This is a genomic window from Marilutibacter chinensis (assembly GCF_021725675.1).
Classification (GTDB): Bacteria; Pseudomonadota; Gammaproteobacteria; order Xanthomonadales; family Xanthomonadaceae; genus Marilutibacter; species Marilutibacter chinensis.
Window position 1 is genome coordinate 245,532 of record NZ_JAKJPO010000005.1, and the last position, 16,157, is coordinate 261,688.

The window sequence follows — 16,157 nt, forward strand, 5'->3', positions numbered from 1 at the left end:
TTGTGGCCGCGCGTACCAATCCGCTGCCACCCTCTACAAGATGGGGCTCTCTGAGATGGAACATATCGACTTTCCGTGCATCGACGTTCACGCGAGACCGGCTGTCGGGTTCACAAAGCGGGAAAGCGGGACGCCGCTGGGCTGCCTTCTCCTATGGATCGTTCTTCTCAGCGTCCTGCCGAGTGCGGGACTTGCGGCGAACTTCACCCGGGGAACTTCGATGGCCACCCGGTACGGCGTTCACGAAATATCGCTCACTGGAAATGGCGGGGTCGCCAATCCCTTCGACACGATCGCCACGGTGACGTTCACGCCTCCGTCCGGGCCCGCGAACGCGGTCACGGTGCATGCCTTCCATGACGGAGGCAACGTCTGGAGAGCCCGGGTCTATGTCAGCGAAACCGGTGCCTGGACATGGCGATCCAGCTCGTCAGAAGCCGGGCTCAACGCCAGGAATGGCTCGTTCTCCGCCGCCGCGTCCACGCTTCGCGGCAAGCTCGGCAGGCATCCCGCCGACCCGAAGGCCTGGGCCACCGACGATGGGCGTTGGTTTCTTAATACGTCCGACACCGCCTATTACCTGTTCAATCCCGGGGCCGACGACTGGCAGCGGTTCGTGGCCGATGACTGGAACCTGGGAGTCACTTCCCTGCGCGCCAACCTCGCTGGCGCGCTCCGCCAGTTCGAGAAGCAGCAGGCTTCAGACGGCTGGGACCGCATCTTTGCCAATGGCGCCCACGACACCCTCAACCTGGCTGCCCTTCAAACCGACGACACGCGGTTGGAGTGGATGCTCAACAACTATCCGAGCCTCTACGTGCAGCTCATCGTCACGCCGGAACCCAACCGCGGCTGGGGCAGGGACGAGAACTTCTGGGTCGGCCTGACCCAGGCGCAGCGTAGGCGCTTCATGCGAAACGTTGTCGCTCGCTACGCGGCGTGGCCGCAGATCTTCTGGCTGGTCACCAACGACGCCTTCCACGGCAGCGCATTTCCCAACAACAACGCCATGGTTACCGAGATCGGCAGCTATCTCGCCGCCAATGATCCGTGGAAGCACAAGAGCCTGCGCTCCTCCGGCCGCAACCGTGGCGAGCCCTTCTACTACACCTCGGCCTCGTGGGTGAACTACATCCACCTCGAAACCGCCACTGCCCTCTCGGCCAACCAGGTGGACAGCTACGCAAGCGCGCCGAAGCATGTTTTCGACGGTGAGGACTGGTACGAGGGAGAGGCGTCGATCACCAACGACGCCTACTTCTTCCGCCGGCTGTTCTGGGCCTGGATCCTTTCCGGAGCCTCCGCGAACTACGGAGGCCACTGGAACGCCATCGTTCCCTACACGAGCACGGCCTTCACCGGTCTGAATGACGTGGTCCACATCAAGGAATTCTTTGCCAGCAACGAGATCGAGCTGGCGGGGTTCGTGTCGGCCGATTCCAGGGTCACCGGCCCGGCCGACTCCAGGAGGGTCCAGGCCATGCGCAAGCCGGACGACTCGGCGTTCGTCATGTACCACCCCAATGCCGGCTCGGACGGCGGCGGTGCAGCGCTCGCCACTGGCACCGCCAGCCTTACCGTCACCAGCCTCCCGGCCGGCACCTACGACCTTCGCTGGGTGCGCGCCGACGACGGCGTGTCCATCGATGTCGCCGGCTTCGTGCATGGCGGAGGCAACCGGCTACTCACCGCGCCATGGGCCGGCAAGGATGTCATCGCCTATCTGCGAATCGCCGGCGCTTCTCCGGGCCCCCGGATCGATCTCTTCGCCAGCGACGTCTGGGACCAGAGCGGCTTTACCAGTGGCGCGCACTGGAGCGATGGCCGGGTTCCGCATGCCGGTGCAGCTTACGTTGTCGGCGATCTCGATCTGCGTACTCCTCCCGGCACTTCCAGTCATGCCTTCAAGGGTGACTCGCTCACGCTGCAGAAGGACGGCAGGCTGTTGATGCGCACGACAGGGCCCGGCATCGTCACCGTTGGCGACCTGCGTAGCAACGGCGGCGCGCTCGCGCCTGCGTTGAACGGCCACTTCACTCTTGCCGGTGGACTGGAACTCCAGGCTGGCGGACTGCAGGTGACGACCTCCACCAGCACCCGCACGCTCACGATCAAGTCGCGTGTCATCGGTGCCGGCGGGCTGACCGTCGCCGCTCTCAACCCAGGCAACCATGTCATCCTCGACAACGCCGCCAACGGCTATGCCGGCGGCACGATCGTCTCCAGCGGCCTGCTTCGCGCCCACGCCGATGGCGCCCTCGGCACGGGCGATGTGATCGTGGCCGACGGCGCCGCTCTGCAACTCGCGCAAGGCAGTGCTCACGACTACATCGACGATGACGCCATCGTGGCCGTCGCCGGGACCGGCATGATCCTTCTCGACTTCAGCGGTGTCGACACCATCGCCGAACTCTCGCTCGACGGCGGCGTCACCTACGTTGCCGCGGGGGAATGGGGGGCGATCGGTTCCGGAGCGGCCAACACTACCGGTCGTCTCTCCGGTGTCGGCCGACTGCGAGTCGGCGCTGCCTTCCAGGGCCAATGAACCGGCTGGCGTCGGCTTTCGTGTGGAGCCGGACTCCTGTCGAGAAAGAAATCCGCCGAGGGAATTCCATGAACAGCAGAAATTTCGTTCTTCTGGCACTGCTTCTGAATCTGCTCTACACGCCAGGTGCGCATGCAAGGGTCTCCTTTCAGAACTCTGGCACGTACGTTACGCGAGCCTCCGTCGATGCGGGCTCCCCGATCGCGATATACAGCGGATTCGTTGCCTCCGAGAACGTCTCCGGCGTGAAGGTCAGGCTGGAGATCCGCAAGGTGTCGGAGTCCGGGACCATCAGCTCCGATGCGCTCGTGGTAAACGAGTTCCCGAACGAGAGCTTTGTTGCCGGCCAGCCCAGGACGTACAAGTCGTCCTACCTCATTCCAGGTACGGCCGGACCCGGGAAGTACGCCCTGGCTGCGTTCCTGGAGAGTTCGACTTCCGGAGCCACGCTGTACTCCCGCACTGCCGTAACCTCGAAGAACAGCTTCATGGTGGTCAATCAGCAGCATGCCGCCTACGTGCGGGGGATCAACATCATGGACATGGGGATCGCCCCCTCGGCTCTGCCAGGCGTTCACGGCGTCAACTACACCAGGCCGACGTTTGCAAGCCTCCAGATCCTGAAGAACAGAGGCCTGGACGTTGTCCGCCTGCCCTTCCTGTGGGAGCGGGCGCAGCACGCCCTTGGTGGTCCCCTGGATCCTGGTTACATGGGCCTTCTCATCCAGACATTGAAGGATTGCCGGGCGGCGGGGCTGAAGGCCATCGTGGACATGCACAACTACGCGAGGTACACCGACGATGAAGGAAAGAAGTACTTCGGCGCTCCGGGTGGGCCGACACGCGAACAGTATGGCGACGCATGGGCAAGGATATCGGCTTTCATCAGGTCAGACGCCGATGCCTACCATGCGGTGTACGCGTACGACATCATGAACGAGCCGCATCATCCGGCCGGAAGCTCCGGGCTGACCGGGGCGCAGATCTGGGAACAGTATGCTCAAGCGGCGGTATCGGCGATTCGCGCCACCGGAGACACGAAGCTCATTCACGTTGAAGGCTACGCATTCTCTTCGGCCAGTCGTTGGCCCAGCCAGCACGCGACGCCGTTCATCGTAGACCCCGCAAGCAACGTCATGTATCAGGCACACCTGTACCTGGACAACGACTCAAGCGGCACGTATTCGCTCGCATTCGATGAGGAAGAAGCGTTGTCCATTGCCCAAGGGCATGCATCCGTCGGCGCTCGTGCGGTGGCGCGTCTCAAGAATTTTTCGGACTGGTGCACTCAGTTCGACCAGCGCTGTTTTCTGGGTGAGTTTGGCTGGCCGGGCGCTCACTTCGTCGGCGCTGCGGATGCCCGGAAGTGGAACCATGCAGGAGATGACCTCATGAGCTTCATGGACGCCGTGGAAATGGGCGGAACCCTGTGGGCCACCGGCTCATGGCTGACCGAGGATGGGAACATCCTGAACGCGTATGTTCTTCCCAGAGACGGTCATTCCTTCAAGGCACTTTCACCATCGGAGGTTCTGGAAAACCACCGCGGACGGCCCTGAAATCGCCAGGTAGGAAGTGCGCCATCGGGACCGATGGTCGCGACCCGCCACCCGCCCGCCGGGCTCGAACCCTCGTTCCGCCCGCTCATCCCGCGCGCATGCGCGACATCTGAAAGCGGAAGACGAATGGATGAGGGACAGGAAACGAGAGGACACGGCGTGCTCCTTCCCGTTTCCCGCTCCTCACCCCCTCAGCCGTGCTGCGGTGCCGGTGCAGCCCCGCCCGGCGCCTCGTCGGCGACATGCTGTGCCGAGTGGTCGCGCGCCAGGTACAGGTAGAAGGCCGGCAGCACGAACAGGGTGAACAGCGTGCCGATGGTCATGCCCGAGACGATCACCACGCCCATCGAGAAACGCGAAGCGGCACCCGGGCCGCTGGCCATCAACAGCGGGATCATCGCGAACACCAGCGCGGCGGTGGTCATCAGCACCGGGCGCAGGCGGATGCCGGTGGCCTCTTCGATCGCCTCGCGCTTGGACATGCCCTGCTCGATCTGCAGCTTGTTGGCGAACTCCACGATCAGGATGCCGTGCTTGGAGATCACGCCCACCAGCGTCACCAGGCCGACCTGGGTATAGATGTTGATGCTCATCCCCGGGAACGCCTCGATGCCGCTGAAGCTCAGGATATTGGCGACCAGGGCCAGGACATTGAGCACCAGCAGCGCGCCGCAGATCGCCATCGGCACGGTCAGCAGCATGATCAGGGCGTCGCGGAAGCTCTCGAACTGCGCCGACAGCACCAGGAAGATCACGATCAGCGCCAGTCCCATCGTGACCAGCATCGCCGCGCCTTCCTGCTTGAACTGGCGCGACTCGCCGGCGTAGTCGACGCTGTAGCCCTGCGGCAGCACATCGTTCGCGGCTTCCTCGAGGATGCCCAGCGCCTCGCCCTTGCTGACGCCCGGACGCGGCGCGAAGGTGATCGCCACCGCGTTCAGCTGCTGGAAGCGCTTGAGCGACTGCGGCTGCGTGCTCTCCCTCAGCGTCACCACGGTCGACAGCGGGATCAGCTCGCCGTCGCGGGTGCGGGTGTAGTAGTTCTCCAGATCGCTGGCGTTGAGGCGATCGCTGCGCTGCACCTGCGGGATCACACGATACGACCGGTTCTGCATCGCGAAGCGGTTGGTATAGCCGCCCGACAGCAGCGCCGCCATGTCGGCCGCCAGCGTCCGCATCTCGATGCCCAGCGAGGCCGCCTTGTCGCGGTCGATGCTGACGTCGATGCGCGGCTTGTCGATCTTCAGGTCCTTGTCGAGGAAGATGAAGCGCTTGCTCGCGTAGGCCCGCTCCAGGATCGCGTCGGCCAGCTCCGACAGCTGGCTGAGCTCGCCGACGCCGCCGATCACGAACTCGCCGCCGCCGTCGCCGCCGGCACTCGGCAGCGAGGGCGGGACCAGGGCGAACACGTTCAGGCCGGTGACCTGGCTCATCTGCGGCTGCAGGGTCTGCTGCAGCACCTGGTTGGTCGAGCGGTCGCGCTCGCTCCACGGCTTGAGCACGAAGCCGGCCATCGCCTGCGGGCTGGCGCCGCCGCCACCGCCGCCGAAGCCGCCGTTGAACAGGAAGTAGCCGTCGACCTCGGGCACGGTCTTGGAGATCGCGGTGATCTCTTCGGTATAGCGTTCCACGTAGTCGAGGGTCGCGTAGGGGTCGGCGCTGGCGATCGAGAAGATGAAACCCTCGTCCTCCAGCGGCGCCGGTTCCTTCGGCGCGAGGATGTACAGGAAGATGCAGGAGACGAACGTGATCGCGCCGAACACCGCGAGCACCGACTTGGTCTCCAGCGCGCCGTGCAGCCGGCGCTGGTAGCTGAGGCGCAGCTTCTCGAACTTCTCGTCCAGCCAGTTCTCGAGCCTGCCCTTCGGATGCTCGGGGTCGTGCGCCTTGAGGATCTTCGCGCTCATCATCGGCGACAGGGTCAGCGCGATCACGCCGGACAGCAGCACCGAACCTGCAAGGGTGAAGGCGAACTCGGTGAACAGCACGCCGGTCAAGCCGCCCTGGAAGCCGATCGGTATGTATACCGCGACCAGGGTCGTGGTCATCGCGACCACGGGCCAGGCCAGTTCGCGCGCGCCCTTGAGCGCGGCGGCGTGCGGCTGCATGCCCTCCTCGATGTGACGGTGGATGTTCTCCAGCACGATGATCGCGTCGTCGACGACGATGCCGATCGCCAGCACCATCGCCAGCAGGGTCAGCAGGTTGATGGTGAAGCCCATCAGCAGCATCAGGAACAGCGCGCCGACCAGCGACAGCGGTACCGTCACCGCCGGGATCAGCACGCTGCGCAGCGAACCCAGGAACAGGAAGATCACCACGATCACGATGATCACCGCTTCGACGATCGTGCTGACCACCTCGTCGATGGCCTCCTGGATCGACTCGGTGCTGTCGTACGGGATCGTGCCCTTGATGCCCTGCGGCAGCTGCGGGACGATCTGCTCGTCCCACAGTGCGCGCACCTCCTTGATCACGTCCAGCGAGTTGGCGTCGGGCGCGACGTAGACGCCGACGAAGGTCGCCGCCTCGCCGTTCATCCGCACCGACGTGCCGTAGCTCTCCGACCCCAGCACCACGTCGGCGACGTCGCCCAGGCGGACGATCGCGCCGTCTTCCTCGCGGATCACCAGCTGGCGGAACTCCTCCGGCGTGCGCAGATCGGTCTCCGCGGTCATGTCGATCGCGACCATCTGGCCCTTGGTCGAGCCGACCGCGGCCAGCACGTTGTTCGACTGCAGCGCGTTGGACACGTCGCTGGCGGTGATCTGCAGCGCGGTCATCCGGTCGGGTTTGAGCCACACGCGCATCGCGAAGGTGCCGGCGCCGAGGATCTCGGCGCGCTGCACGCCCTGCACGGTGACCAGCTTGGGCTGGATCACCCGGGTCAGATAATCGGTGATCTGGTTGTTGTTGAGCGTCTCGCTGGCGAAGGACAGGTACATCGCCGCGATCTGCTGGCCCTGTTGCAGGTCGATCACCGGGTCTTCGGACTCCGGCGGCAGCTCGCCCCGCATCTTGTTGACCTTGGCCGCGATCTGGGTGAGCGCCTCGTTCGGGTCCTGGTCCAGGCGGATGTAGGCCTGGATGGTGCTGACCCCGGCCGCGCTGGTCGAGGTCATGTAGTCGATGCCCTCGGCGCTGGCGATCTCGCGTTCCAGCGGGGTGGTGATGAAACCTTCGATCAGGTCGGCGTCGGCACCGAAATAGGTGGTGCTGACGTTGATCACTGCGTTGCGCAGCTCCGGGTACTGACGCACGTTCAGCTCGCTGTAGGCGCGCAGGCCGAACAACAGGATGAACAGGTTGAGGACGATCGCCAGGACCGGCTTGTTGATGAAGATGTCGGTGAATTTCATCGCTGGGCTTCTCCCTCCCTCCCGCGGACGGGAGAGGGTTTCGCTTGTGTCCCTGTCCCGCATGCGGGGAAGGGCTGGGGTGGGGGCGAAGCCCGTGGCCGGGCTTCGCAGCGATCAACCTGTTTTCTGCAGAGCGTGCTGTCGCGGAGTGTGCTGCCGAAGCGAGCGCGCTCGACCCCGCCCGGGCGGCTGCCGTCGCGGTCTCCGCCCGGCCGGCATCAGCGGTTCTCGGGATCCGGACGTGCCTCGGCGGCCGGCTGTACCTTGTTGTTGATGGTGACCTCGGCATCGTTGCGCAGCTTGAGCAGGCCGCTGGTCGCGACCTCCTCGCCCGGCTTCAGGCCATCGACGACCGCGACCAGGTCGCCGCGGGTCGCGCCGGTGGTGATGAAGCGCTGGCTCACCGTCAGCTTGTCGCCGGTCAGCGGCTTGCCCTGCATGTCGGTCTCACCCTCGGCCCGCGGGGTCTTGCTGATCACGAACACCGCATTGCCGTAGGGATTGAAGCTGACCGCGGTCTGCGGAATCACCACGACCTCCTGCTCGCCGCCCAGGGCGAAGCCGACCTTGGCGAAGCTGCCCGGGCGCAGCGCCCGGTCGGGGTTCCGGAACGTGGCCTGGACCCTGAAGTTGCGGGTGTTGGGATCGATCCCCGGTTCGATCGCGGTGATCTTGCCTTCGAACACCTGCCCCGGCAGCGCATCCACGGTCGCCTCGACCGTGCCGCCCTCGGCCACCTTGCCGGTCATCTGCTCGGGCAGGGTGAAGTCGAGATAGATCGGGTCCAGTTGCTGCAGGCTGACGATCGCAGTCCCCGGCGCGACGTACTGGCCCAGGTTGACCTTGCGGATGCCGAGCTCGCCGGAGAACGGCGCCCGGATCGTCTTCTGCGCTATCAGTGCGCGCTGGGCGTCGACCTGCGCCTGCGCGGTGGCGGCGGCCGTGGCGCGCTGCTGCGCCTCGTCCTTCGATACCAGCTGGTCGTTGGACAGCTGCGCCCAGCGGTCGCGCTGGGCCGCGGCCAGGCGCGCGGAGGCCTCCAGCGACTTCAGCGTCGCTTCCTCGTTGGCGGTGTTCAGCCGCACCAGCACCTCGCCGGCCTTGACCGGCTGGCCGGCCTCGAACTCGAGCGCACGGACCACGCCGCCGGACTCGGTGGTGACGTCGGTGCCGTTGACCGCGACGAAAGTGCCCACGGCTTCGCCGGAGTTGCTCCACTGCCGGGTTTCGGCAGCCTGCGCGCTGATCGCCACCGCCGGCTGCGGCATGTTGTCGAAGAACTTGTTGGTCTGCGCGGCGAAAAAGGCCTTGACCGCGAACACGCCGCCGAACACGACGAGTGCGCCGATCAGCATCAGGATCATGCGCTTGCGCGTGGAGGGGGGGCGCTTGCCTGCGGATTTCGACATGGGGGCCTCGGGCGGTTGGACGCCGGTGACGGCGGGGAGGAGGGCATGGTCCGGGAGGAGGCGACCGGGAGCCACCCCCAAAAGTTTATTGAACCAGCAGGTGCAGAATTGTGGAGCAAGTACCCGTCCGGGTCGAACCGGGCCGGATCGGGCCGAGCCGGTGACCCCGACAGGGCCGGCAAGCCGACGTCGGGATCGCCGGGCGGCTCGTGACGGTATGTGAACAGGTCGCTTCGTAGGCTGGCGCAGTGGGGTCGGCCGGTTTGCGCGGCGTGGCCGTTCGCCGTCGTTCATCGCCCGTTGGCGTTGCGACGGTCCGGGGAGCGTCGTCGCAATGCTAAACTGGTCAGTTCAAGAATTACAAATCTGCCCGGGCACACGCTGCTCTCGATGACGGAATCCGGAGTCTCCATGATCATGAACCTGCGTCCGGCGGTGCTTGCCGCCCTGTTGGCCCTCGCCGTCTCGGCCTGTGGCGACGATCAACAGGCCGCTGGCGGCCCGCCCCCGCCAGAGCTGGGCGTGATCACCGTGCAGCCGGGCGAGGTGCCGCTGGAGAAGGATCTGGTCGGCCGGCTGGCGCCGTTCCGCAGTGCCGACGTGCGCGCCCGCGTGCCCGGTGTGCTGCAGCAGCGTGTGTACGAAGAAGGCACCGACGTGAAGGAAGGCCAGGTGCTGTTCCGGATCGACCCGGCCCAGTTGCAGGCGGCCGTCGGCCAGGCCCAGGCTTCGCTGGCTGCCGCCCAGGCCAACTACGCCAATGCCAAGGTCGCCGCCGACCGCGCTCGCACCCTGGCACCGCAGAAGTTCGTCTCCCAGGCCGACCTGGACAACGCGCTGGCCGCCGAGCGCAGCGCCGGCGCCGCGGTCAAGCAGGCCGAAGCCGCGTTGGAGAACGCCCGCATCAACCTCGGTTACGCCACCGTGCGCGCGCCGATCGACGGCCGTGCCGGCAAGCAGCAGGTCACCGAGGGCGCACTGGTCGGCCAGGGCACCGCGACCCTGCTGACCACGGTCGACCAGATCGACCCGCTGTACGTGAACTTCTCGTTGAGCGTGTCCGAGCTCGACCAGGTACGGCGGGCGATGGCGGGCCACAGTGCGGAAGAGGCCAGGGTGCAGGTGTTCCTGCCCGATGGCAGCGCCTATGCGCATACCGGCACCATCGACTTCTCCGGCGATGTCGTCGATCCGGCCACCGGCGCGGTCGCGCTGCGTGCGCACCTGCCCAATCCCGACCGCAGTCTGCTGCCGGGTACCTACGTGACCCTGAAGGCGACGATGGGCGTGCAGTCGGACGCGGTCCGGGTGCCGCAGGCGGCGCTGCAGCGCGATGGCCAGGGCGCCTACGTGCTGGTGGTCGGCGCCGACGACACCGTCGTGCGCAAGGACGTCGTCGCCAGCCGCACGATGGGCAGCGACTGGGTGATCGGCGGCGGGCTGGCCGCCGGCGATCGCGTCGTCGTGTCCGGCATCCAGCGCGCCCAGCCGGGCCAGCCGGCCAAAGCGGTGCCGTGGCAGCCGCCGACCGAAGCCGGGCAAGCGCCTCCCGCCCCGACCGGGAATCCGGCCGCAGCGCCTGCCGATGCCGGCCAGCCCGGCAGCGAGGATGCCGCCGAACAGGCTCCCTCCTCGCCGGCCGGCAATGGCAACGACACTTCCGGCGAAGGCTGATCCCCCGCCATGTCCAGATTCTTCATCAACCACCCGGTCTTCTCCTGGGTCGTCGCGATCCTGATCTCGCTGGCCGGCGTGCTGGCGATCTTCAACCTCGGCGTCGAGTCGTATCCGAACATCGCGCCGCCGCAGGTGATCGTCTCGGCCAGCTATCCGGGCGCGAGCGCGGAAACCACCGAGGGCGCGGTCACCCAGGTGATCGAGCAACAGCTGACGGGTATCGACAATCTCGACTACTTCAGCTCCTCGTCCAGCGCGTCGGGCGGCAGTTCGATCACGCTGACCTTCAAGCCCGGCACCGACCCCGACATCGCCCAGGTGCAGGTGCAGAACAAGGTGGCGCTGGCGACCCCCCGGTTGCCGTCGGAAGTCACCCAGCAGGGCGTGGTGGTGGCCAAGGCCAACTCCGGCTTCCTGATGGTGGTCGCGGTGCGCTCGGACAACCCGGGCGTCGACCGCAACGCGCTCAACGACCTGATCGGTTCGCGGGTGATCGACCAGATATCGCGCGTGCCCGGCGTCGGCAGCACCCAGCAGTTCGGCAGTTCCTACGCGATGAACATCTGGCTGGACGCCGACAAGCTGCGTGGCTTCGGACTGTCGGCCAGCCAGGTGCTGGCGGCGGTGCGAGGGCAGAATGTGCAGTTCGCGGCAGGCTCGATCGGCTCCGAGCCGTCGCCGCCGGGCCAGGGTTTCACCGCCACGGTGTCGGCCGAGGGCCGTTTCAGTACGCCCGGGCAGTTCGGCAACATCCTGCTGCGCGCGAACGAGGACGGCACCACCGTGCGCCTGGCCGACGTCGCCCGGATCGAGCTGGGCGCGCAGTCGTACGGCTTCGACAGCCAGTGGAACGGTACCCCGACCGGCGCGTTCGCGATCCAGCTGAGCCCTGGCGCGAACGCGCTGGGCGTCGCCGAGGCGGTCAAGGCGCGGATGGCCGAGCTGGAGCCGACCTTCCCGCAGGGGGTGAGCTGGTTCATTCCGTACGACAGCTCGACCTTCGTCGAGGTCTCGATCGAGGAGGTCGTGCACACCCTGCTCGAGGCGATCGTGCTGGTATTCCTGGTGATGTTGATCTTCCTGCAGAACTTCCGCGCGACGATCATCCCGACCCTGGTCATCCCGATCGCACTGCTGGGCACGTTCCTGGGCATGTACGTGATCGGCTTCACCATCAACCAGCTGACCCTGTTCGGCATGGTGCTGGCGATCGGCATCGTCGTCGACGACGCGATCGTGGTGATCGAGAACGTCGAGCGGCTGATGACCGAGGAGGGGCTGTCGCCGAAGGACGCGACGGTCAAGGCGATGGGCCAGATCAGCGGTGCGGTGGTCGCGATCACCGTGGTGCTGGCGGCGGTGTTCATCCCCTCGGCGTTCCAGGGCGGCTCGGCCGGCGAGATCTACAAGCAGTTCGCGCTGACCATCGCGACCTCGATGGCGTTCTCGGCTTTCCTGGCGCTGACCTTCACCCCGGCCCTGTGCGCGACGATGCTCAAGCCAACCCATCACGGGAAGAAGAACATCGTCTTCCGTGCGTTCGACTGGGGTTACGGCAAGGTCGCCAGCACCTATGTCGGTCATATCACCGGCGCGATCCGCCATGCGCCGCGCTGGATGATGGTGTTCGCGCTGCTGGCGGTACTGTGCGGGTTCTTCTTCACCCGCATGCCCGGCAGCTTCCTGCCGGAAGAGGACCAGGGCTATGCGATCGGACTGGTGCAGCTGCCGCCCGGCGCGACCCTGGAACGCACCAAGGAGGTGTTCGTCCAGGTACGCGAGACACTGGAGCAGCAGGAAGGCTACGAGGGCATGATGCAGGTGGCCGGCTTCAGCTTCGTCGGCCGCGGCGAGAACGTGGGCCTGGCGTTCATCCGGCTCAAGCCCTGGGACGAGCGCGACGTCACCGCGACCGAGTTCATCAAGAGCGCGAACCAGGCGCTGTACGGCATCCGCGACGCGCAGATCTTCGTGATCAACATGCCGACGGTCAGCGGACTGGGCGCATTCGGCGGCTTCGACATGTACCTGCAGGACCGTGCCGGCAACGGCCGCGACGCCCTGGCGCAGGCACGCAACACCCTGCTCGGCAAGGCTGCGGAGGATCCGGCATTGACCGCTGTGCGGCCGAACACGCTGGAGCCGGCACCGCAGCTCAAGCTCGACGTCGACCGCGTGCAGGCGCAGGCGATGGGGCTGTCGGTGAACGATATCTACAACGCGATCCAGCTGATGCTGGCGCCGGTGTACGTCAACGACTTCACCGACCAGGGCCGGGTCAAGCGGGTGACGATGCAGGCCGATGCCCAGTTCCGCACCGGACCGGAATCGCTGGCGCGCTTCTACACGCCCAGCCCGCTGTTCGACCCGGCCGGCGGTGTGGATGCGACCACCGGTGCGATGGTGCCGCTGGCCAACGTGGTCAAGAGCCGGTGGGTGATGGCCTCGCCGGCGCTGAACCGCTACAACGGCTACGCCGCGGTCGAGATCGTCGGTTCGCAGGCGCCGGGGCACAGCTCGGGCGAGGCGATGGACGCGATGGAGCGGATCGTCGACACCCAGCTGCCGGAAGGCTTCGGCTACGACTGGACCGGCCAGTCCTACCAGGAAATCATCTCCGGCAACCAGGCGCCGATGCTGATGGCGCTGTCGATCCTGGTGGTGTTCCTGTGCCTGGCCGCGTTGTACGAGAGCTGGTCGGTGCCGGTCGCGGTGTTGCTGGTGGTGCCGCTGGGCGTGCTCGGTGCGGTGCTGTTCTCGCTGCTGCGCGACCTGCCCAACGACATCTACTTCAAGATCGGCCTGATCACGGTGATCGGCCTGGCGGCGAAGAACGCGATCCTGATCATCGAGTTCGCGATCGAGCAGCGGCTGGAGGGCAAGACACTGCGCGAGGCGACGATCGAGGCCTGCAAGCTGCGCTTCCGCCCGATCCTGATGACCTCGTTCGCGTTCATCCTCGGCGTGGTGCCGCTGGCGATCTCCAGTGGCGCGGGCGCGAACGCGCGGCATGCGATCGGTACCGGCGTGATCGGCGGCATGATCTTCGCGACCTTCCTCGGCGTGCTGTTCATTCCGATCTTCTATGTCGTCGTCCGTCGCCTGCTCGGCGACAGGCTCGACGAGAAGCCGGACCTGGCCCACGACTGATCCGGTCGGACGACGGTTGCAGCGACGGACCCGCCCATCTGGCGGGTTCGTCGTTTGCGCGCCCCCTCTCGTGTTCAAGCGCGGCTCACGCCGCTCCTAGGAGATGCGGTACAGCACTGGCCCAGCCCCTTGAGTCAGGGGGCGATTCGTGCCGCAGGCACGAATGGGGGTATGGAAGCGCAACGGTGGGGCCCGAGGTTTGCGCAGCAGACTTTGGGAGATATCCGGGCGCAGCCGGGTATCGCTCCCCTGTAGGAGCGGCGCAAGCCGCGACCGGGCCTTCCCAAGAAAGCCCTATCGCGGCTCACGCCGCTCCTACGAGAATCGCAACGTGGCGGGATCGCGCGGGCACAAAAAAACCGGCAGCCGAAGCTGCCGGTTTCGTCCAGCGGGACCGGGGGGAGAGAGGGACCCGGTCCGTGCGGATCAGTGCGCTTACTTGGCGGCCTTGGCAGCGGCCTTGGTCGCCTTCTCGACGTTGTCCTGGGCGGTCTTGGCGGCCGACTCGAACTGGCTCTTGGCCAGCTCGGCGATCGCCTCGTTGGCCTTCAGGGTGCGGCCGATCGCTTCCTGGCCGGTGGTGACGGCGCGCTCGACGTTCTCTCGCGCGACCTGCACGCCCTTCGGCCAAAGGGTCTTGAGGCTGTCGAAGTCGCGGGCCTCGGTGGCCTCCTCGAAGAACGCGAAGGTGGCGGTGGCCCGCTCCTCGAGCGCGGCCAGCTGCATGCCGAACAGCGCCTCGACGTTCTCCAGGGCCAGGCGATTGGCCTGGGCGGCGGTGTCCGCGAACTGGCGTGTCGCGGCGACGATCTGCTCGTTGAACTGCGGGTACATGTCGTTCTCCTGCACGGGTTCGCCGACGGAATGTCGGTTTGTGCGGTGCAGCATAGGACGTCTATTGTTGCATTGCAACAATATCGGAATGACCGGGAAGTTACGGTTCAGCCGGCAGAGGGCTCGGCGGCAGGCTGAATGGGGGGCGGCGCCTGGCCCGGCCCGATCAGGCCCTCAGCCGCGGTAGCGGCAGCCCGAGGTGCAGGTCTCGTGGACGACGACCTCGCTCAGCAGCGGCAGGTCGGGCTTGAGCCGCTCCCAGATCCATACCGCGAGGCGCTCGCTGGTCGGATTCTCCAACCCGTCGATCTCGTTCAGGTAATGGTGGTCGAGCTGGTCGTACAGCGGCTGGAACGCGCTCTTCACGTCCGCGAAGTCCATCACCCAGCCGGCCTGGGGGTCCAGTTCGCCGGAGAGGTGGATCTCGATCCGGAACGAATGGCCATGCAGGCGCGCGCACTTGTGTCCGGCCGGGACGTTCGGCAGCCGGTGCGCGGCCTCGATGGTGAAGACCTTGAAGATGTCCATGAAGAGGAACCTCGGGCGGGCCGGCGCGCCGCCTGCAGACGCAAGTGGAAGCGACGGAGGCCGGACCAGAAAAGACGGGGCCCGCGCGGGCGCGGGCCGGAATGCGTTCGCCGCGCGCCCGACCGGCCGCGCCGATGGCCGAGACTGCGAACCAGGCTCCGGCTGCCGGTCGCATTATGAGAAAGTGGCCATGACGTGTCCAGGCGAGGACCGGGGCAGGCGGCGCGACGGGGGTTCCGTTCGCTCCGGACGTAGCCGGCTCGCAGGCACATGCAGACAGGGCAAACGGGACCACGCGCGCATGACGACACCGCTCGATGCCGGACCGGCCCCGCATGCCGGATCGGCCCCGCAAGGGCACTACCGCGACCGCCCCGCGGCCGAACTGGAGCCGCTGCTGTCGGACTCGGCTCCGGGATTGTCGTGGCATGCGGTCGGCTTCGACGGCGAGTGCCCGTTCGCGATGTTCGAGGGGCACCTGCCGGCCGACATGCGACGGATCAGTCCCAAGCGGATCACCGAGTTCCTCGCTGGACGCTACTGCGCTGAGCGTGCGCTGGCCCTTGCCGGCGGCCGCGCCGGGCAGTGGCTGCCGCGCGGCGAAGATCGCCTCCCGGTCTGGCCACCAGGGTGGACCGGTTCGATCAGCCATGCCAATGGCATTGCTGCTTCCGCAGTCGTCGCCAGCGCGCCGGGGCGGGTGCTGGGGCTGGACGTGGAGCGATGGGTGGAGCCGGACCAGGCCATGCAGATCCAGGCGATGATCGCGACCCCGGGAGAGCTGTCGCTGTTGTCGATGCTGCCACCGGAGCGCGCGCTGATCGTGCTGTTCTCGGCCAAGGAGGCGCTGTTCAAGGCCCTGTACCGACAGGCGCAGCGCTTCATGGAATTCTCCGCGGCACGCCTGGTCGGCGTCGCCGACGGCGAACTGATGCTGCAACTGAGCGAACGCTGGAGCGAGGACTGGGCCCGGGGCATGCTCCTGCCGGTCCGATACCTGCCGATGGACACGCACGTGTTCACCGCGGTGTCGATCGATTCGGGTGTCGCCCCGGCCAGCTCGGCCTCGGCCCGGGACCGCCCCTGACGGCAGGGC

Annotated in this window: 9 protein-coding genes; 5 read left to right on the top strand and 4 right to left on the bottom strand. The window is 66.7% G+C overall.

Features of this window, described 5'->3' with window-relative positions; all coding sequences use genetic code 11:
• Positions 1-220 precede the first annotated feature (220 nt).
• Both L3V18_RS11090 and L3V18_RS11095 read left to right on the top strand, forming a co-directional pair.
• A complete protein-coding gene (locus tag L3V18_RS11090) occupies positions 221-2,545 on the top strand; it encodes a DUF5060 domain-containing protein (RefSeq protein WP_237054830.1) in 2,325 nt (774 codons plus the stop codon).
• 68 nt (positions 2,546-2,613) lie between these two features.
• Positions 2,614-4,104 carry a glycoside hydrolase family 5 protein gene (locus L3V18_RS11095; protein WP_237054832.1) on the top strand — a complete coding sequence of 497 codons (1,491 nt, stop codon included), beginning with the start codon at positions 2,614-2,616 and terminating at the stop codon, positions 4,102-4,104.
• 191 nt (positions 4,105-4,295) lie between these two features.
• Here L3V18_RS11095 and L3V18_RS11100 read toward each other — a convergent pair whose 3' ends face one another.
• Both L3V18_RS11100 and L3V18_RS11105 read right to left on the bottom strand, forming a co-directional pair.
• Positions 4,296-7,463, bottom strand: coding sequence for an efflux RND transporter permease subunit (locus L3V18_RS11100; RefSeq protein ID WP_237054834.1), 3,168 nt, complete (start codon positions 7,461-7,463; stop codon positions 4,296-4,298).
• A gap of 218 nt (positions 7,464-7,681) precedes the next feature.
• Positions 7,682-8,872, bottom strand: a complete 1,191-nt coding sequence (locus tag L3V18_RS11105; protein WP_237054836.1) for an efflux RND transporter periplasmic adaptor subunit — start codon at positions 8,870-8,872, stop codon at positions 7,682-7,684.
• Between the two features lie 411 nt (positions 8,873-9,283).
• On the opposite strand from L3V18_RS11105, the gene L3V18_RS11110 reads away from it, so the two are divergent.
• Both L3V18_RS11110 and L3V18_RS11115 read left to right on the top strand, forming a co-directional pair.
• Positions 9,284-10,546, top strand: coding sequence for an efflux RND transporter periplasmic adaptor subunit (locus L3V18_RS11110; RefSeq protein WP_237054838.1), 1,263 nt, complete (start codon positions 9,284-9,286; stop codon positions 10,544-10,546).
• A gap of 9 nt (positions 10,547-10,555) precedes the next feature.
• Complete coding sequence (locus L3V18_RS11115) at positions 10,556-13,699, top strand: efflux RND transporter permease subunit (protein ID WP_237054840.1); 3,144 nt, start codon at positions 10,556-10,558, stop codon at positions 13,697-13,699.
• Between the two features lie 435 nt (positions 13,700-14,134).
• On the opposite strand, the gene L3V18_RS11120 is transcribed toward L3V18_RS11115, so the two are convergent.
• Both L3V18_RS11120 and queD read right to left on the bottom strand, forming a co-directional pair.
• Positions 14,135-14,533, bottom strand: a complete 399-nt coding sequence (locus L3V18_RS11120; protein WP_237054842.1) for a phasin family protein — start codon at positions 14,531-14,533, stop codon at positions 14,135-14,137.
• Between the two features lie 174 nt (positions 14,534-14,707).
• Positions 14,708-15,061: a 6-carboxytetrahydropterin synthase QueD gene (gene queD / locus L3V18_RS11125; protein WP_237054844.1), complete on the bottom strand. Its 354-nt coding sequence runs from the start codon at positions 15,059-15,061 to the stop codon at positions 14,708-14,710.
• Between the two features lie 301 nt (positions 15,062-15,362).
• Here queD and L3V18_RS11130 point away from each other — a divergent pair, with 301 nt between their 5' ends.
• Positions 15,363-16,148, top strand: a complete 786-nt coding sequence (locus L3V18_RS11130; protein ID WP_237054846.1) for a 4'-phosphopantetheinyl transferase family protein — start codon at positions 15,363-15,365, stop codon at positions 16,146-16,148.
• Positions 16,149-16,157: the final 9 nt, after the last annotated feature.